Consider the following 16,491-nt stretch of genomic DNA (forward strand, 5'->3'; position numbering starts at 1 on the left):
CCCTCCCCGTCCCCAACGACCGGGTCAAAGGAGCCGGCCCCGTCCCCGGGCCGGCTCCGCCATTTCTGGAGTTAATTCCTGAGATCGCAGCCAAGCAACGAAGTCGCTATTGGTGCGATGTGGGCTTCACCACAAGTTTCTCGACGAGCCGCCTAAGTTCGGAAGGCGTCGTATGACCGCCGACGACCTCGTGATAGCTGATGCCCGCCTGGCGCAGGGCTTCCTTTTTCACCGCGTCACGCGCAGCTGCCGAACCCTGATGGTGGGCATGGCCCTGGTATTCGAGCGCGTGCCGAGGTAGGCAGTTCTCATCCACGAGCAGCAGATCGACGCGTTTCGAGTTGATGCAACTGTAGGCGTCCGCATCTGTACTGCGCAGAATTTCGCCCAACGAAACTTGGGCCATCACCTGCCACCCCGGATTGCAGCCGACAACCATGCGATCGAGCTCCTTGAAGACGCGCACTTCACTCCTGTTGAGCAGCGGCTGAGCCGTGAAATGGGCACCCATAACAATCCGCAACTGGTCTGCGGGATCAGTGAGTTTTGGTGGCGGGGGAACGGGCCTCGGGGTGCCCCACAGGCCGCTGAGGATGTCATCCTCACTGCGCTCTCGCGCCCAGCGGTTCTTTCTCAGCCATGCTCGCCGTCGCTTCTTCGATAGGAACCGCTCCAAGGCCATACCAGCAAGGACTCCGGCGAGGAGAGCAATGACTAGCAGAATAGGTTTCTCAGTTAGCTCGACAAACTCCGACGGCATGAAACCAAGCTACCTCCGGGACTTAGCATTCCATTGACTGCCATGTTCACATCGCGAAAATCGGCGATTTGTAACGTCGATTTGCAACCGACTATCTGCTCAGCATCGCACTTTGTGACCAAGAAAACATTAGTGCACCATGATATACAGCACCACAGGCAGGAGATCGAGGCAGCTATCCGTTGGCAACTCCGCCTTTTGGAATCACTGCCGATGTTGGGAATCCCGGAACATCGATGCGAACGCCATCGTCTGTTCAAGGCGATAGACGATGCCTTCAAGGCTGGCGACTTCGAGGCCCTCGGCACCGCCCTGGGCCGTTCGCCCCGCTGGTTTGACGAGCGCATGCCGTTTGAGCTCGGCCTTGGTTATCCGCTCGAATACGCGATCTACTGGAGCCCGCTTGCCTTCGTCGCGGCGCTGCTAGACGCCGGATCGAGCCCGAACTACGACGATCATGCCGGATTTCCATCGATCATCGCGGCGCTGTCCACCGAACGCGCGGACAAGCTCGACATCATCCGCATCCTCATCGATCACGGCGCCAGTGCAGACATGCGAGGTGTCAACGACTGGACGCCGCTCCATTACGCCGTGGCCATGCGAGACGCCGAGGCGATCCGCCTGCTTCTTGCCGCCGGCGCGGATCCCTCTTTGAGGACTCGCATCGACGACTACACGACAGCGCTGGAAGAAGCAGACATTGCAGGGTTCGAGGTGGGCGCGTCGCTGCTGCGGACAACCCTTGCGGAGCGCGCAACCGGCAACCGGGATTGATAGGCGCCGATGGCCGACGGCATGCCCTGCCGAGACCTCAGACCTTCTTCAGCCCCGCCTTGAAGCGCCTGGCGTTGGCGACGTAGTGCGCGGCCGAGGCCCGCAGCCGCTCGACCGCCGCGTCGTCCAGCACCCGGATCGCCTTGGCTGGCGATCCGACGATCAGCGAATTGTCCGGAAATTCCTTGCCTTCGGTGACCAGAGCACCGGCGCCGACGAGTGAATTCTTGCCGATCCTGGCGCCGTTGAGCACGATGGCGCCCATGCCGATCAGGCTGTTGTCACCAATCGTGCAGCCATGCAGCATGGCGCGATGGCCGATCGTACAACCCTCTCCGACGGTCAGCGGAAAGCCGGGATCGGTGTGCATGACGGTATGTTCCTGCACATTGGTATCGGCGCCGATGACGATGGGCTCGTTGTCACCCCTGATGACGGCGCCGAACCAGAAGCCGGCATTGCGGCCGATCCTGATGTCGCCGATCAGCGTCGCATCGGGCGCGATCCAGTTCGAGTCCGCGTCGGCGAAGCTCGGCTCCGTTCCATCGATCGCATAAAGCGGCATTGTCGGTCTCCGATTCGCCTCAGGCTGGAAACCCTAGGAGACCGACGGCCCAGGAAGCAATGGCAAGCACGACGATGCCCAGCGCCAGCGACCAGGCAATAGCGGTGCAGCCGCACGACAGGAGCGCCACTGTCGAGATGCGGTTCGCGCGCCTGGCGTCAAGGGCATCGTTGACCAGCATGAACGGCCCGGCGCCCGCAGTCACAGCCAGCGAGCGCAGCACATGGGCGGGCGACACATAGGGTTCGGTGAAGGCGACCTTGCGACCCGATACCAGCTCCATTGTCGAGCCCGCCAGACCGCAAACCGTCAAGCCGACGACAAAAGCGAACAGCAAGAGTTCCATCTGGGCCACATTAACCCTCCATTTACCACGAAATCGCACAGTCGTTTCAGGAAGTCTGCAAGGGCCGTGCCGTGCGAAGTGTGCCGTCAAGGGACACTTGGACCGCGGACACCCGGATGGCCGTTTGGCGGTGGAACGAGGACGGAGATGAAGCAGGCAGCGATCGCCGACGGCCCGAAACTGACCGTGGTCGATTCCATGCTGATGAAGCGGGTATTCTACGCGTTCGCGGCTCTGGCCTTGCTGTCGATAGCCATCAGCCTTGGCGGCAAATGGTTCGGCCGTTCCATTGCCATGGCCGGCTACACCGACGACGCGACCGTGCGCGAAGTGGTGATCGGCAACAACGTCATCACCGTGCCGGCCAATTTCATCCGGTTCGAGCAGGCCCGGCGCGACGGCGTCGCCACGCGCCTCGACCTTTATATGCGCTATCCCCAGATGGACGGCTACAGCGAGGCGTCGCGCGATGATTTCAATCACGCCGGAGCCAACAGGAACGTCATTTTCCTGTCCTTCGAGCAGCAGATGATGTCGCGCGACATGAGCGGCCGGTTCGGGCCGATCTACAGCGCGCTCATCGTCCAGCCCGGCATTCCAGGGCCCGGCGGCACGACGGTCTACGGGTTCAATGAGAAATCAGGATACCTGAACGAGGTGCTGGTCGTCGGCAAGCGCGCGGGCACCGACCCTTTCGTGGCCCGCTGCCTCAGCGGGCCGAGCGCCGGCGAATCGCTGGCCCCTTGCGAGCGGGACATCCATGTCGGGGACGATCTCAGCCTTACCTATCGCTTCCCAAGGGAATTCCTTGACGATTGGCAGACGCTAGACGCGGCAATCACGGCCAAGGCGGGGCGAATCCTAAAGACCGGACGTTGACAGGCAGAAGAGGCCGGCCGCGCTCGATGCGGCCTGCCGTGGCATTGCGGGCTCAGGCTAGGTCGATGTCCAGGATCGCCATCGAGAAATTGTAGTCGCCGTCGTCCTCGTCCTTGAAGACGATGCCGAGGAATTCGTCACCGACATAGACCTCGGCCGAATCTTCCTTGCGCGGCCGTGCCTTGACCTCAAGCTTGGGGTTCTGGAAGACGCGCTTGAAATAGGCGTCCAGCTTTCTGATTTCGTCCGGCTTCAACAGTCTTCTCCGATCATCGGCTTGCTCGTTTGAACGGCGCTTCTGGCACGTCGACAATGGCGATGTAAAGGCAAGCCGGCCTTATTGCACCGGAAGCGGCAGCGCTGCCGGGCAATCATCCGGGGCAACTGCCGGCAAATCAGATATCGAAACTGATGACATGGTCCATCTTCTGCGACGGCAGAAGCTGGTCCATCTGGCGCGAAGGCTGGTCGCAGCCGGTCTCGCCAACCACGCGGGCCGGCACGCCGGCTACCGTCTTGTTGTGCGGCACAGGCGACAGCACCACCGATCCGGCGGCAATCTTTGAGCAATGGCCGATCTCGATGTTACCGAGAATCTTGGCGCCGGCGCCAATCAGCACGCCGTGGCGGATCTTGGGATGGCGGTCGCCGCCGGCCTTGCCGGTGCCGCCCAGCGTCACGCCATGCAGGATCGACACGTCGTCCTCGATAACCGCCGTCTCGCCGACGACGAGGCCGGTGGCGTGATCGATGAAGATGCCCTTGCCGATGCGCGCGGCCGGATTGATGTCGGTCTGGAAGACCGCGGACGAACGGCTCTGCAGGTAAAGCGCGAAATCCTTGCGGCCGTGGTTCCACAGCCAATGCGCCAGCCGGTGGGTCTGGATGGCATGAAAGCCCTTGAAATAGAGCACCGGCATGATGAACCGGTCGCAAGCCGGGTCGCGGTCATAGTAAGCCTGTATGTCGACGCGCACCGTGGTCGGCCAGTCCTTGTCGTCGGCGAGCATCGACTTGAAGGTCTGGCGGATGAGATCGGAGCCGATATCCTGATGGGCAAGCCGCTCCGCGATCCTATGGATGACAGCCTCTTCCAGACTCTCCTGGTTGAGGATCGTGGAATAGAGGAACGCGGCCAGCAAGGGATCGCGGTTGACCGCTTCCATCGCTTCGTCGCGGATCGAACGCCAGATCGGGTCGACCGGCTGCAATGCGCTTTGGCGGGAAATGCTGATGCTGTTCATCGACGTCTCGTCCTGCGTCCTGCTAGTCTGCCTGCCATCTGGCCGCACATATAAGCCAGTTCATAGCATGATTGAACTCAATTTTCCTTAGTGCTGTGTCAAATGGATTTGGTTCGCGGGAATTCAAGCAGCCATGGAAAACGAACCCTTGATCGACGATGCCCTTAAAACCGAGCTTTCGGTCCTCTACAAGGCCGGCGATCGCCACTATCACAACCTCGCCCATATCGAAGCGATGCTGGGTCTGGCCGGCGACTATCGAACGCTTCTGGACGACCCCGAGGCCGTCGAAGCGGCGATCTGGTTCCACGACGCCGTCTACGACAGCAGGGCCAAGGACAATGAGGCGCAAAGTGCCGCCCTTGCCGAGCAAAAGCTCGCCGGCCGCATCGATGCCGGGCGGCTGAGCCACGTCAGCGCAATGATCCTCGCCACCGCCACGCACCAGGTGCCGGTGTTCGACGACGTTGCGGCGACGCGCGACGCCAGCTTGTTCCTCGACATGGATCTTTCGATCCTGGGTGCCACGCCGGATGCATTCGACGCCTATGAACGCGCGGTTCGCCACGAATATGGCTGGGTGGAAGAGCCTATGTGGCGTGCCGGCCGCGGTGCGGTGCTGAAAAGCTTCCTTGCCCGCCCGCATATTTTTCACACGCAGGAGTTCCGGCAGCGCTTCGAGCCGCAGGCAAGGCGGAACATGGCGCGGTCGCTGCAGGCCTTGACCTGATTTAGATCATTTTCGCGACCCGAGACGCTCGTCCCCAAACGCCGGAGCCTCAGAGCGGATTTTCGGCATAAAACTCCAGCACGCGCTGCTTGAAGGTCTTGTCCCCGACGGCCAGCATATGGTCCCTGCCCTCGATGTGGAAGGCCCTGGCGTTCGGCATCAGCGCCGCAAGCTCGTCCGGCGATCCGCCAATGTCGTCGGTGGTACCGACGGCGATCAGCGTGGGCTGGGCGATGCGGGCAATATCCTGCTCATCAAGCAGTTCCCGTGAGGTCACGATGCAGGCGGCAAGCGCCCGGCGGTCGCTGCGGGTCTGGTCGGCGAAGGCGCGAAAAGAGCGACCGCGCGGATGGGTGGTCGCGGCCGGATCCTCGGCCAGAAGGGCGGCCGCGATCGGATCCCAATCGCCTACTCCATCGATCATGCCGATGCCGAGGCCACCAAAAACCAGCGTCGCCACCTTGTCCGGGTCGGACAGTGCCAGGAAGGCCGCGATACGCGCGCCCATCGAATAACCCATGACATGGGCGCGCTCGATGCCGAGATGATCGAGCAGGGCTGCCGCGTCCGAAGCCATTTTCGCCGGGGTATAGTCGGCCTCCTCATAGCTCTTGGATGACGAGCCGTGGCCGCGATTGTCGAAGGCAATGGCGCGGTAGCCGGCATCGTTGAGCGTCTTGAACCAGCCGGGCGACACCCAGTTGACATAATGGCTCGATGCAAAGCCGTGGATCATGAGCACCGGATCGCCCTCGCCCGATGCCGGCTGGCGGTCGAGGAAGGCTAGATCGAACCCGTCATGAGAGAAAAACTGCATCGGCTACACCATCATCGGCACTCAGCCGCCGCCACTTGGCGCATCGCCCTTGTCCGCCGGCGGCGAGCTCGGACCGGAGACCGTGCCGATCGCCGGATGGCTCAACAGATTGCCATATTCGATGCCGTTCCTGGCGGCCGTGCCGGCCTTGAGTTCAAGTACGAAACGCACGGGTACGCCAGGTGAAATGACGGCCTCGGACTGCGGTACGCCCTGTTTGACAGCCCGGATCTTGCCGTCCTGACCAATAAAGATCAGGTCAAGCGGCATCGGCGTGTTCTTCATCCAGAAGCCGACCTGTTGCTGGATCGGAAAAACGAACAGCATGCCATGGTCGTCCGCCATCTCCTGGCGGTACATCAGTCCGGCCTCCCGCTCCGCGTCGGTGTCAGCGACTTCAACGGAAAACGAGCGATCTCCGTTTTTCGTCGCCACAACCAGCGGCGCGGGATCGACGGGAAGGACCATGGCCCGGCCATCGGCCGCGCTGGGTACCTGGAAATAGAAGAATGCGGCGGCGGCGACCATGACGGCAGCCACAGCGCACATCACGCCCGCCGTCAGCCCGTTCCTGTGTGTCATATGAAATCCTCGGCCGGATCGCCCTAGTGCGAGACCGGCAAGGTGCCCATATCGGGGTGAATTTCGGCGGCCATAAGGCCTTTGTCACCGCGGCCGAAACGGACAAGCACGACCTGCCCTGGCCGAAGCTCGGTGATGCCGTAGCGGCGCAAGGTCTCCATATGGACGAAAATGTCCTCGGTGCCCTCGCCGCGCGTCAGAAAACCAAACCCCTTGGTGCGGTTGAACCATTTGACCAAAGCGCGTTCGAGCCCGCTCTCCGGAGTCACCGAGACGTGGGTGCGCTGTTCCTGCATTTCCGCGGGATGGACGGCGGTGGTGACATCCATGGAAAGCACACGGAACGCCTGCAGCCCGCGCTCACCCTGCTTGACAAGGCAGACCACGCGCGCGCCTTCCAGGGCAGTCTGGAAGCCGTCCCGTCGAAGGCAAGTCACATGGAGGAGGATATCGCCCGAAACACCGTCATCGGGAAGGATAAAGCCATAGCCCTTGGCCACATCGAACCATTTGATGGCGCCGGCAATCTCGGCCAGGTCGGCATCGCCGCCTTCATCGTGAGACAAAGCGTCGCCAAGGGTATTGGCCCGCCCCGTCAAAGAGGCCTTTTCCCCCATAAGAATGCCCCCTTTATTCAAGAACACCGCAACTGATTCTTGACACCAGATTAACACCGCGGCTTCCGGTGTGTGCAAGACCTGACGTGCCTTTTTTCACGGTTCATTGCGGGAATACCGGATTTGTTCTTTGCCGGCACCGCTTGCCGCCTCACGATTGCCCTTTGACCGGGCCGACCCTATGTTGCGCCGCAACCCAACAGATCGAGGAAAACACATGCGCTATCTGCACACCATGGTCCGCGTCGCCGATGTCGATGCCTCACTCGATTTCTACTGCAACAAGCTCGGCCTGAAGGAAGTTCGCCGCTATGAAAACGAGCAGGGCCGCTTCACGCTGATCTTCCTGGCCGCTTCGGAAGACGAGCAGAGCGGCATCAACGAGAAGGCGCCGCTGGTCGAACTCACCTACAATTGGGATCCGGAAGACTACAAGGGCGGGCGCAATTTCGGTCACCTCGCCTATGAGGTCGACGACATCTACGCCACTTGCCAGCATCTGATGGACAATGGCGTCACCATCAACCGGCCGCCGCGCGACGGCAACATGGCTTTCATCAAGTCGCCTGACGGCATCTCCATCGAGCTTCTGCAAAAAGGCCCAGCGAAGGCCAAGGCCGAGCCGTGGGCATCGATGGCGAATACCGGAAGCTGGTAATCGATCACCTTTTCGAGTGGCCGGCGGCCACTCGATGGTGTTTGGCGAGGTTGTGCCTATCTATGCAGCCATGGCGCCTGCCCGGAAGAGCGGCGCCTCGTCATGAGATTGAGCTTCGGAGAACCTTCATGCCGACAAGCCATGCCAATGTCGCCACGGCCCATGCAAGCCGCTATCTGCAACAGCTGTGCAAGCATTGGGCGCACAAGTTTCCCGTCGAGTTCGACCCCAACCACGGCATCATCGACCTTTCACTCGGCCGTACGGTCATGGACGCCGACGGGGCAGCGCTGCACATCACGGTATCGACCGACGAGCCCGCTTCGATCGAGCGCCTCGAAAGCGTCGTTGCCGACCACATCAAGCGCTTTGCGTTCCGCGAAGAACTGGCCTTCGACTGGAAACGCGCCGAGGCGGCATAGTTCGTTCATGCGTGTCGCCGCCGCGCATTTCCGGCGAGACGCATGGATCAATCGCTGCCGGACTTGCCCGCCATCTCCAGCAGCGCCAGCACCGAACGCCAATTTCGTGCCGTGCCCGGCACTTTCAACGTGCGCGGAATGAGGTTGGCGAACACCGATTTGCCGAGCCCGTCCGGCGCGCTGAGGTAGAGCACGTCGCCCTTGACCTCGAAACGCTCGGGACCAGTGCACTTTTCCGCCAACCGCGCCACCTCGTCGGCGGTCGGCTCACGCTCCAGCGCATAGGCGTGGAGCTTTGTGTGGTCGGCGGCCGCTTCCGGATATGGATTTTCGCGCACCAGCCTTTCGAACCATTTGAAATCGCGCACCATGATGCGCGAATGGAAACCCCATTTTGTCTCGAAGGCCGCCTCGATCCGTTTGGTCAGCGCGGCCGCATCACCGTTGTCGGCCCGGAACACGACATTGCCGCTCTGCACATAGGTGGCGACATCGGAAAAGCCGAGATCCTCGAAGAAGGCCCGCAACTCCGCCATCTTGACGATGCGGTTGCCGCCGACATTGATGCCGGAAAACAGGGCGATGAAGATCTTTCCGCTCATATGATGAACCCGGCCAATGTCTCGTTTTCGGTGATGTCCTGATACTGGACGCCCTCGGCCTCGAAATTTGCCTCAAGGAGATCGAAATTGCGCCGATCCTTGGTTTCGATGCCGATCAGCACCGAGCCGAAATTGCGCGCCGACTTCTTCAGATATTCGAAGCGGGCGATGTCGTCGTCGGGACCCAGCATGTCGAGGAAGTCGCGCAGCGCGCCCGGCCGCTGCGGAAAACGGATGATGAAGTATTTCTTCAGGCCCTCGAAGCGCAGCGCCCTTTCCTTGACGTCCGGCAGCCGCTCGAAATCGAAATTGCCCCCAGACACCACGGCGACGATGGTCTTGCCCCTGATCTCCTTCCTGGAAAAATCCTTCAGCGCGTCGATCGCCAGCGCGCCGGCGGGCTCCAGGACCACGCCTTCGATGTTGAGCATCTCGATCATGGTCGCGCAGAGCCGGTTTTCCGGGATGAGCCGCACGCTGTCGGCGGCAAACTCCTTGAGATAGCGCAAAGGTTCGCGGCCGATCTCGGCGACCGCCGCGCCGTCGACGAAGTTGTCGACCTTGGCGAGCTTCAGCCGTTTTCCCGCGGCGAGGCTCTCGCGCAGGCTCGGCGCGCCGGCCGGCTCGCAGAAGACGAAACGCGCCTCGCGGCCCTGATCGGCGAAATAGTGCGTCACCCCGGCGGCGAGCCCGCCGCCACCCACCGGCAGCATGACGATGTCGGGCATGCGCCCGCCCGGCATCTGGTCCGCGATCTCGTAGGCGACCGTCGCCTGACCCTCGATGATATCCTTGTGATCGAAGGGCGGCACCATGTGGGCACCGGATCTTTCGGTGAATTCGAAGGCGGCGCGGTAGCAGTCGTCGAAGAAATCGCCGACCAGCCTGATCTCGACGAAATCGCCGCCAAACAGCCTGGTCTTGTCGATCTTCTGCTGCGGCGTCGTCACCGGCATGAACACCACGCCCTTCTTGCCGAAATGGCGGCAGACGAAGGCGAAGCCCTGCGCGTGGTTGCCGGCGGACGCACAGACAAACAGCTCGGCCTGGTTGCCTTCGCCAAGCGCCTTGCGGAAGAAGTTGAAGGCGCCACGGATCTTGTAGGAGCGCACGGGGCTCAAATCCTCGCGCTTCAGCAGCACCCGGGCGCCGGTCTTTTTCGACAGATAGTCATTTTCCTGCAGCGGCGTTTCCGGGAAGATCTGGCGGATCGCGGAGGCGGCGGTGGCGACGCGCGAGGAAAAGCTGGTCATGGCAAGATCATCCCGGGATCGCCCGCGGGCGAGTTAGAGGACAACCCTATTACACATCCGGCCCGGCAAGACCATTGCCCCGTGGAGCCCGAGCCCGCAACGGCGCCTTCCCGAAATTCTAGCAAGCACTTGGGGACGTTTGTTCATGCCTCTTCGTCGCGCTGAGCCGCGCATTGGTGGACGCGGAAGTTCGACATCCGGCCAGTTGCAGGTGCCTGACTTGTGCGACGTTGCGGCCTTGCCACCCGCTTTGGCTTTCGCGCAACACTGCGCCCGCGGTCGCGAGGCGCCGACCGCATTTTGGCTGGACACGACTTACTTCCGCCGCACTTCGCCTGCTGGGGAGATATCGCGGAGGGTGGATTGGCCCTTTTTGGGCTCGAGTGGATTTTTGACGTGCATTTGAAGACGATTTGCATTCTTGCGCTTGCGCTGCTGGTGGCGGGCTGCGGCGGCCGCAAAACCGAGGAACTGCTCGGCAGCGCGGTCATGTCCGCGCCGGTAACGGAAATCGCGGGCAACCACTCGATCTTCATTGCCACGACCCGTAAGGCCTCCGACGATCCAAACAAGGTTTTCGACGGCGAACGCTCGGCGACGCTGAACTACGCCCGCGTCAACGTCACCGTTCCCGGTCTCCACCAGACCGGGCAGATCGAGCGGCGCTCGCGCGGCAAATCGAACGATCCGGCCAAGTATTTCATGGCTTCCGAAGTCGTCGGCTACGACACGCAGCCGAAATTCGCCAGCGCGCTCAGCGCCGACATAGCGGCACGCGGCGGCCGCGTCATGGTCTTCGTCCACGGCTACAACACCGGCTTCGACGACGCCGTCTACCGCTTGACCCAGATCGTCCACGATTCCGGTTATCCGGGAACGCCGGTGCTTTTCTCGTGGGCCTCGGGAGCCAAGACCACCGACTATGTCTATGACAAGGAAAGTGCCAGTGCCGCCCGCGACCAGCTCGAAGTGACGTTGCGCATGCTGGCGCAGAGCGGCGCGCGGCGCATCGACATCGTCGCCCATTCGATGGGAACCTGGGTGACGATGGAGACACTGCGTCAACTCGCCATCACCGGTGACCGCGACCTCGGCGGCAAGCTCGGCGATGTGGTGCTCGCCTCTCCCGACATAGACGTCGATGTGTTCAAGAGCCAGATGCGCCGCTATGGCAAGCCGGACAAGCCGTTCATCCTGCTGTTGTCTGATGACGATCGCGCGCTGAGATTGTCCGGCCTGATCGCCGGCTCGCGCCCACGCGTCGGCGACTACAAGGATGCCGCGGACCTTGCCTCCTATGGCGTGACGGTCGTCGATCTCTCCAAGGTCAAGGGCAGCGACAGCTTCAACCACACGAAATTCGCCGACAATCCGGCACTGGTGAAGATGATCGGCCAGCGGCTGCGCGAGGACGATGGTTTCGCCAGCGACCGGGACGTGACCGACCGCATCAGCCTGCTTGGACAGTAGATGCGGCGCAGCGGATTTCGCCGTGCCCGTTCAGAATCGCCGAACGATTGGCTCACTTTGAACTGGACCGCGCCCGCCTCTGGCCTTATCGGAGTATCGAGCGACGTCATGCGTTTGACGTCCCCCTATGCGGGAGCCGACGCGTGGCCTTGCGCTTGAAGAGTTTCAGTGTCGTCGCGTTCGCACTGCTGGTCGCTGGCTGCGCCGGAAATACGCATGATTTGCTCAACAAGACGACGGTCACCGTACCGGCATCCGATATTGCGGCCACCCATGAGATATTTGTCGCCACCACCCGCCAGAAAGCGGTGAAGGACCCGCGACAGGTCTTCGACGGCGACCGTTCCCTGACCACCAGTTTCGCGCGGGTCGATGTCACGGTTCCGAAGAGCCATCAGGTCGGCAACATCGAGCGCGCCAAGGGTTCCGCCAACAGCAATCCGGCCAAGGATTTTGCGGCCACGGACGTCACCTTCTACGAAGGCGCGCCGCAATTCGCCAAGGCGGTCGGCGCCGACATCGCCATGCGCGGCGACCGGGCGCTGGTTTTCGTGCATGGCTTCAACAATGGTTTCGACGACGGCATCTACCGGCTGACGCAGATCGCCCACGACACGAAATATCCGGGCACGCCGGTGCTGTTCTCATGGGCGTCGAGCGCCAAGACGACGGGCTACATCTACGACAAGGACAGTTCCACCACCGCTCGTGACGATCTCGAGGCAACGCTCAGGATGCTCGCCAAGACGCGCGTCAAGAGCATCGACATCATCGCCCATTCGATGGGAACCTGGCTGACGATGGAGGCGCTGCGCCAACTTGCCATCACCGGCGACCGCGATCTCGGCGGCAAACTGGGTTATGTCATCCTTGCCTCACCGGACATCGATGTCGACGTGTTCAAGAAGCAGATGATCCGTTATGGCAAACCCAACAAGCCGTTCGCCGTGCTGCTTTCGGGCGACGACCGGGCGCTCAAATTGTCCTCGTTCATCTCCGGCGACAAACCGCGCGTCGGCGACTATGGCGATGCCGCCGATCTCGCCTCCTATGGCGTGTCGGTGGTCGATCTGACCAAAACGAAAGGCGGTGACGGCGGCCTCAACCACGCGAAATTCGCCGACAACCCGTTCCTGGTGCAGTTGCTGGGCGACCGGCTGCGCACGCCGGCCGGGCTCGCCGCGGACGAGAACCCGGCACAGCTCGCCAATATCGGTCAGGGCCTGGGAAAGGTCGTCGGCTCCGCCGCAGAAGTCATCATCACGACGCCGTTCAAGGTGCTGACCATCGCCACCGGCGGGTGAGCAGCCACGAGCGGACGGCTGGTCTCAGACGAACAGATCGACCTTCTGGAACGTCGTCACGTCGATCAGGCCGACGTCGGAAATCCTGAGCTCGGGAATGACCACCAGCGCCAGCAGCGAGTGCTGCATGTAGGCATTGTTCAGGGAACAACCCATCTTGCGCATCGCCTCGGTCAGTTTCTCGGCCTTGGCGGCGACGATCTCGGCCCGCTCGTCCGACATCAGTCCGGCGATCGGCATTTCGACCAGCGCCAGTTCCTTGCCCCTGGAGAACAGCACGACCCCGCCGCCGACTTCGCCCAGTCGGTTCACGGCCAGCGCCATGTCCTGCTTGTTGGTGCCAACGCAGATGATGTGATGGGCGTCATGGGCGACGCTGGAGGCCATGGCGCAGTCGGCCATGTAACCGAAACCGGAGACGAAGGCATTGGTGACGCCACCCGTGCCCCTGTGCCGTTCGACCAACGCGATCTGACAGACGTCGTTGCGGCGGTCCATCGCGACCAGCCCGTCCTCGACCGGCAGATCGGCCTCCAGGGCCCGCGTCGGTGCCTGGTTCTCGATGACGCCGATCACCCGCACCCGCACCTCGTTGGCGCCCTTGGGTGCCGCGATATCGAAATCGCCGGCCTTCAGTTTCTTGCCCAACTTGACGGTGTTCTTCGCCGTCTTCGGATAATCATAGGCCGGGATATCGATGTCCAGCTTGCCGCCCTTGGCCAGCCTGACGCCGCGCGCATAGACCTCGTCGATGCTCATTGCGGTGAGATCGGAGACGACCAGCAGGTCGGCCAACCGCCCCGGCGCGATCGAACCGATCTCGCGTTCCAGTTTGAAATGCTGAGCGGTGTTGAGCGTTGCCATCTGGATCGCGGTCACCGGTTTCAGCCCCTGCTGGATGGCGTGGCGCACCACCCGATCCATGTGGCCATCCTGGACAAGAGTGCCGGAGTGGCTGTCGTCGGTGCAGAGGATGAAATTGCGCGGATCAATGCCGCTCTCCGTCACCGCCTTGATCTGGGAAGCAACGTCATACCAGGCCGAGCCCAGCCGCAGCATCGCCTTCATGCCCTGGCGCACGCGGGCGATAGCGTCCTCGGCACGCGTGCCTTCGTGATCGTCCTCGGGTCCGCCGGCGACATAGCCGTGGAACGGCAAGCCAAGGTCGCGCGAGGCATAGTGACCGCCAACCGTCTTGCCTGCACGAACCGTCGCGGCGATCTCGCCCGACATGACAGGATCGTTGGCGGCGACGCCGGGGAAATTCATCACTTCGCCGAGCCCGATGATGTTTTCCCAGGTCATTGCTTCCGCGACATCGGCGACCGTCAGCTCGGCGCCGGCATGCTCCAGCCCCGGTGCCGACGGCACGCAGGACGGCATCTGCACATGCACGTTGATGGGCATCGCCACCGCCTCGTCATGCATCAGCCGCACGCCCGGCAGGCCCAGCACATTGGCGATCTCATGCGGATCGATGAACATCGAGGTGGTGCCGTGCGGGATGACGGCGCGGCAGAATTCGGTGACCGTCACCATGCCGCTCTCGACATGCATGTGGGCATCACAAAGGCCGGGCACGAGGTAGCGGCCGCCGGCGTCGGCCACCTTGGTGCCCTGCCCGATCGTGTGGCTGGCATTCGGCCCGCAATAGGCGAAGCGGCCGCCCGATATGGCGATGTCGGTGCCGGCGATGATCTCGCCCGAATGGACGTTCACCCAGCGCCCGTTGCGGATGACCAGATCGGCGGGTTTGCGGCCCATCGCGACATCGACCAGATCGGTCGCCATTTCGGTCCACGGTTTGGGTTTCGTCGCGCGGGCGGGCGGCTTCCTGATCATCAAAGACTCCTGTTTGTCCGACTGTGCCAAGCCGACGGCGTTTTGGCCAGCGAGGAAGAATGGATTTGCTTGGAGATTGCCGGATTACTCCGGTTTCACGTCAACTTCGACCTTGGCGTCGCCGGCTGAAATCCGCTCGGCGATACGCTCGACCTCGCCGCCCTTGAACGTGCCGCTGACCATGATTTCGCCGCCGCGTATCGGCTCCACGACGCGCGGCGACATCACCACCGCGCCGTCGATGCCGAGATCGACAATCTTGCCGACATTTGCCCCCGTAAACCTGGCAAAGGCTTTGCCGCTGTCGGGAGTGAGCTTCAGGCTGAGCATGGCCGCCCCGAAACAGAATCGGGAACGGCCACGGCCTTGGCAGTGATAAGCGTCAGTGGTTCGGCCACCGCGGCCTGACCGACCAGCACCACCGCCGCGACGGCCGCGACCAAGCGGAACAAGATGCGCATGAAGGATCCTCTCACGATGGCGGTGTTTCGCACGAGGCGCGCGCCACCGCAATCGCGGCAGCACGCTACCCGCCAACTCCTCGAGACCCGCGAGGACGCTAACCGCGTTTGCAGAAATCCGATTCCGTTTTGCCGAAAATCAGGTTAGGCTCCGACCTGGGGTCTATGACTCTTCTCGGGGAGTTCGATGCATCGCCTGATGGTTGCAAGTGCCGGTCTTCTTGCCCTATCCTTGCCGGCATTTGCTGCCGACGCGACAGTCGATGTGCCGATGACCGCGCCTGGCTTCGACTGGACCGGCTACTATGCGGGCCTGCAGGCAGGATATGGCTGGGGCCGCTCCGAGATCACCACGACGGAAGGCGCGCCGTTTTCCATCACGCCGGACGTCGGCGGTGGGTTCGTCGGCGGCCATGTCGCCGGCCTCTGGCAGTTTGATCAGGCAGTGCTGGGCGCCGAGGCGAACCTCAACTATTCCTCGGTCGACGGCACGGCGCAATCGGGCCTGGGAGATACATTCGGCGCCGACATCAAGTGGTTCGGGTCGGTCAACGCCAAGGCCGGCTTCGCAATGGACCGCCTGCTGGTCTATGGCATCGGCGGCATTGCCTTTGCCGGCATCGAGACGTCGCAGACCTCGGGGCCAGGGTTCGACAACACGGGCACAAATGTCGGCTGGACCGTGGGCGCAGGCGTCGACTACGCGCTGACCGACAAGTTCGTCGTCGGCGCGCAATATCGCTACTACGACTTCGGCTCAGAGAACCACGAGGCCGTTTACGGCCTAGGTTTACAACGGCGGCGGCTACTTGCTGGAAAGGAGGCGGCCGGCGCCCCCAAGTGGGCGGGGGGATGGGTTGGCCTGAGAGGCGCCGGCCTAGGCGGATCAGATCCGCCACGCAGATATTTACCGATGCCCGCGGCGCGGATAATTCCGCGATCGCGCCAGTATCGTTATGCCACCTCCTCTGGGTGCGCGTTCGGCCACCGCAGAACACGACTTGACGGGCTGTGTCTGGCATCTGAAAAGGACGTGCCTGCGGACGTGGCGGAATTGGTAGACGCAAGGGACTTAAAATCCCTCGATCTCTGATCGTACGGGTTCGATTCCCGTCGTCCGCACCAAAAAAGTTTTCAAATTTGGATTTTCTCTGTTGAACCG

Annotated in this window: 20 protein-coding genes, 1 tRNA gene and 1 pseudogene; 9 read left to right on the forward strand and 13 right to left on the reverse strand. The window is 62.3% G+C overall.

The genetic code is table 11. From position 1 onward, the window contains the following. Positions 1-106: 106 nt before the first annotated feature. Entirely contained in the window at positions 107-760 is a 654-nt protein-coding gene (locus FJW04_RS25095; protein WP_140717359.1) for a DUF2726 domain-containing protein, read from the reverse strand. 114 nt (positions 761-874) lie between these two features. On the opposite strand from FJW04_RS25095, the gene FJW04_RS25100 reads away from it, so the two are divergent. Continuing rightward, a complete protein-coding gene (locus FJW04_RS25100) occupies positions 875-1,537 on the forward strand; it encodes an ankyrin repeat domain-containing protein (RefSeq protein WP_246674011.1) in 663 nt (220 codons plus the stop codon). 37 nt (positions 1,538-1,574) lie between these two features. On the opposite strand, the gene FJW04_RS25105 is transcribed toward FJW04_RS25100, so the two are convergent. Next, positions 1,575-2,102 carry a gamma carbonic anhydrase family protein gene (locus tag FJW04_RS25105; protein ID WP_140616937.1) on the reverse strand — a complete coding sequence of 176 codons (528 nt, stop codon included), beginning with the start codon at positions 2,100-2,102 and terminating at the stop codon, positions 1,575-1,577. A 19-nt stretch (positions 2,103-2,121) separates the two neighbouring features. Continuing rightward, positions 2,122-2,457, reverse strand: coding sequence for a hypothetical protein (locus tag FJW04_RS25110; protein ID WP_140616938.1), 336 nt, complete (start codon positions 2,455-2,457; stop codon positions 2,122-2,124). 138 nt (positions 2,458-2,595) lie between these two features. On the opposite strand from FJW04_RS25110, the gene FJW04_RS25115 reads away from it, so the two are divergent. Beyond that, a complete protein-coding gene (locus FJW04_RS25115; protein ID WP_140717361.1) occupies positions 2,596-3,327 on the forward strand; it encodes a hypothetical protein in 732 nt (243 codons plus the stop codon). 52 nt (positions 3,328-3,379) lie between these two features. On the opposite strand, the gene FJW04_RS25120 is transcribed toward FJW04_RS25115, so the two are convergent. Together FJW04_RS25120 and cysE are read right to left on the reverse strand one after the other, a co-directional pair. Beyond that, on the reverse strand, positions 3,380-3,583 hold the full coding sequence (locus FJW04_RS25120; protein WP_006200852.1) for a DUF3126 family protein: 204 nt from the start codon (positions 3,581-3,583) through the stop codon (positions 3,380-3,382). A 139-nt stretch (positions 3,584-3,722) separates the two neighbouring features. After that, positions 3,723-4,571 (reverse strand): serine O-acetyltransferase, encoded by an 849-nt coding sequence (cysE, locus tag FJW04_RS25125; RefSeq protein WP_015318060.1) that lies wholly within the window; start codon positions 4,569-4,571, stop codon positions 3,723-3,725. 133 nt (positions 4,572-4,704) lie between these two features. Here cysE and FJW04_RS25130 point away from each other — a divergent pair, with 133 nt between their 5' ends. Beyond that, positions 4,705-5,301, forward strand: coding sequence for a hypothetical protein (locus FJW04_RS25130; RefSeq protein WP_140717363.1), 597 nt, complete (start codon positions 4,705-4,707; stop codon positions 5,299-5,301). A gap of 49 nt (positions 5,302-5,350) precedes the next feature. Here FJW04_RS25130 and FJW04_RS25135 read toward each other — a convergent pair whose 3' ends face one another. From FJW04_RS25135 to FJW04_RS25145, 3 genes are read right to left on the reverse strand one after another with little or no spacing between them, the layout of a single operon-like run. Next, on the reverse strand, positions 5,351-6,118 hold the full coding sequence (locus FJW04_RS25135; protein ID WP_140717365.1) for an alpha/beta hydrolase: 768 nt from the start codon (positions 6,116-6,118) through the stop codon (positions 5,351-5,353). A 21-nt stretch (positions 6,119-6,139) separates the two neighbouring features. Beyond that, positions 6,140-6,700, reverse strand: coding sequence for a DUF192 domain-containing protein (locus tag FJW04_RS25140; protein WP_140717368.1), 561 nt, complete (start codon positions 6,698-6,700; stop codon positions 6,140-6,142). A gap of 23 nt (positions 6,701-6,723) precedes the next feature. Further along, entirely contained in the window at positions 6,724-7,317 is a 594-nt protein-coding gene (locus FJW04_RS25145) for a cold-shock protein (RefSeq protein ID WP_015318064.1), read from the reverse strand. 217 nt (positions 7,318-7,534) lie between these two features. Here FJW04_RS25145 and gloA point away from each other — a divergent pair, with 217 nt between their 5' ends. Together gloA and FJW04_RS25155 are read left to right on the forward strand one after the other, a co-directional pair. Then, positions 7,535-7,975, forward strand: coding sequence for a lactoylglutathione lyase (gene gloA, locus FJW04_RS25150; protein WP_015318065.1), 441 nt, complete (start codon positions 7,535-7,537; stop codon positions 7,973-7,975). A gap of 128 nt (positions 7,976-8,103) precedes the next feature. Beyond that, entirely contained in the window at positions 8,104-8,397 is a 294-nt protein-coding gene (locus tag FJW04_RS25155; protein ID WP_041163846.1) for a DUF2218 domain-containing protein, read from the forward strand. Between the two features lie 47 nt (positions 8,398-8,444). On the opposite strand, the gene FJW04_RS25160 is transcribed toward FJW04_RS25155, so the two are convergent. Both FJW04_RS25160 and ilvA read right to left on the reverse strand, forming a co-directional pair. After that, on the reverse strand, positions 8,445-8,999 hold the full coding sequence (locus tag FJW04_RS25160; RefSeq protein WP_015318067.1) for a DUF1697 domain-containing protein: 555 nt from the start codon (positions 8,997-8,999) through the stop codon (positions 8,445-8,447). Continuing rightward, positions 8,996-10,252, reverse strand: coding sequence for a threonine ammonia-lyase IlvA (gene ilvA, locus FJW04_RS25165; RefSeq protein ID WP_140665554.1), 1,257 nt, complete (start codon positions 10,250-10,252; stop codon positions 8,996-8,998). Before ilvA ends, FJW04_RS25160 begins: the two co-directional genes overlap by 4 nt. 396 nt (positions 10,253-10,648) lie before the next feature. Here ilvA and FJW04_RS25170 point away from each other — a divergent pair, with 396 nt between their 5' ends. Together FJW04_RS25170 and FJW04_RS25175 are read left to right on the forward strand one after the other, a co-directional pair. Beyond that, positions 10,649-11,722 (forward strand): alpha/beta hydrolase, encoded by a 1,074-nt coding sequence (locus FJW04_RS25170; protein WP_083883249.1) that lies wholly within the window; start codon positions 10,649-10,651, stop codon positions 11,720-11,722. Positions 11,723-11,865: 143 nt separating this feature from the next. Next, complete coding sequence (locus tag FJW04_RS25175) at positions 11,866-13,026, forward strand: alpha/beta hydrolase (protein ID WP_140717370.1); 1,161 nt, start codon at positions 11,866-11,868, stop codon at positions 13,024-13,026. Positions 13,027-13,050: 24 nt separating this feature from the next. Here FJW04_RS25175 and ade read toward each other — a convergent pair whose 3' ends face one another. The 3 genes from ade to FJW04_RS30490 all read right to left on the reverse strand — a co-directional run bounded on the left by ade (position 13,051) and on the right by FJW04_RS30490 (position 15,329). After that, positions 13,051-14,868 carry an adenine deaminase gene (gene ade / locus FJW04_RS25180; RefSeq protein WP_140717372.1) on the reverse strand — a complete coding sequence of 606 codons (1,818 nt, stop codon included), beginning with the start codon at positions 14,866-14,868 and terminating at the stop codon, positions 13,051-13,053. Between the two features lie 84 nt (positions 14,869-14,952). Next, positions 14,953-15,198, reverse strand: coding sequence for a hypothetical protein (locus tag FJW04_RS25185; RefSeq protein ID WP_246674013.1), 246 nt, complete (start codon positions 15,196-15,198; stop codon positions 14,953-14,955). Beyond that, entirely contained in the window at positions 15,186-15,329 is a 144-nt protein-coding gene (locus FJW04_RS30490; RefSeq protein ID WP_246674015.1) for a hypothetical protein, read from the reverse strand. The genes FJW04_RS25185 and FJW04_RS30490 overlap by 13 nt, the downstream gene beginning before the upstream one ends. 199 nt (positions 15,330-15,528) lie before the next feature. Here FJW04_RS30490 and FJW04_RS25190 point away from each other — a divergent pair. Together FJW04_RS25190 and FJW04_RS25195 are read left to right on the forward strand one after the other, a co-directional pair. Next, positions 15,529-16,086 (forward strand): annotated as a pseudogene (locus tag FJW04_RS25190) (outer membrane protein); the annotation flags it as partial. 282 nt (positions 16,087-16,368) lie between these two features. Continuing rightward, positions 16,369-16,454, forward strand: a tRNA-Leu gene (locus tag FJW04_RS25195). The last annotated feature ends 37 nt before the right edge of the window (positions 16,455-16,491 follow it).

Source organism: Mesorhizobium sp. B2-7-3, from assembly GCF_006440715.1.
Taxonomy (GTDB): domain Bacteria; phylum Pseudomonadota; class Alphaproteobacteria; order Rhizobiales; family Rhizobiaceae; genus Mesorhizobium; species Mesorhizobium australicum.

Bases quoted from the DNA above. Each gene is read 5' to 3' on its own strand.
- ilvA (WP_140665554.1), bottom strand. From the start codon at position 10,252: ATGACCAGCTTTTCCTCGCGCGTCGCCACCGCCGCCTCCGCGATCCGC.
- gloA (WP_015318065.1), top strand. From the start codon at position 7,535: ATGCGCTATCTGCACACCATGGTCCGCGTCGCCGATGTCGATGCCTCA.
- FJW04_RS30490 (WP_246674015.1), bottom strand. From the start codon at position 15,329: ATGCGCATCTTGTTCCGCTTGGTCGCGGCCGTCGCGGCGGTGGTGCTG.
- FJW04_RS25105 (WP_140616937.1), bottom strand. From the start codon at position 2,102: ATGCCGCTTTATGCGATCGATGGAACGGAGCCGAGCTTCGCCGACGCG.
- cysE (WP_015318060.1), bottom strand. From the start codon at position 4,571: ATGAACAGCATCAGCATTTCCCGCCAAAGCGCATTGCAGCCGGTCGAC.
- FJW04_RS25130 (WP_140717363.1), top strand. From the start codon at position 4,705: ATGGAAAACGAACCCTTGATCGACGATGCCCTTAAAACCGAGCTTTCG.
- FJW04_RS25160 (WP_015318067.1), bottom strand. From the start codon at position 8,999: ATGAGCGGAAAGATCTTCATCGCCCTGTTTTCCGGCATCAATGTCGGC.
- FJW04_RS25115 (WP_140717361.1), top strand. From the start codon at position 2,596: ATGAAGCAGGCAGCGATCGCCGACGGCCCGAAACTGACCGTGGTCGAT.
- FJW04_RS25185 (WP_246674013.1), bottom strand. From the start codon at position 15,198: ATGCTCAGCCTGAAGCTCACTCCCGACAGCGGCAAAGCCTTTGCCAGG.
- ade (WP_140717372.1), bottom strand. From the start codon at position 14,868: ATGATCAGGAAGCCGCCCGCCCGCGCGACGAAACCCAAACCGTGGACC.
- FJW04_RS25155 (WP_041163846.1), top strand. From the start codon at position 8,104: ATGCCGACAAGCCATGCCAATGTCGCCACGGCCCATGCAAGCCGCTAT.
- FJW04_RS25145 (WP_015318064.1), bottom strand. From the start codon at position 7,317: ATGGGGGAAAAGGCCTCTTTGACGGGGCGGGCCAATACCCTTGGCGAC.
- FJW04_RS25140 (WP_140717368.1), bottom strand. From the start codon at position 6,700: ATGACACACAGGAACGGGCTGACGGCGGGCGTGATGTGCGCTGTGGCT.
- FJW04_RS25095 (WP_140717359.1), bottom strand. From the start codon at position 760: ATGCCGTCGGAGTTTGTCGAGCTAACTGAGAAACCTATTCTGCTAGTC.
- FJW04_RS25135 (WP_140717365.1), bottom strand. From the start codon at position 6,118: ATGCAGTTTTTCTCTCATGACGGGTTCGATCTAGCCTTCCTCGACCGC.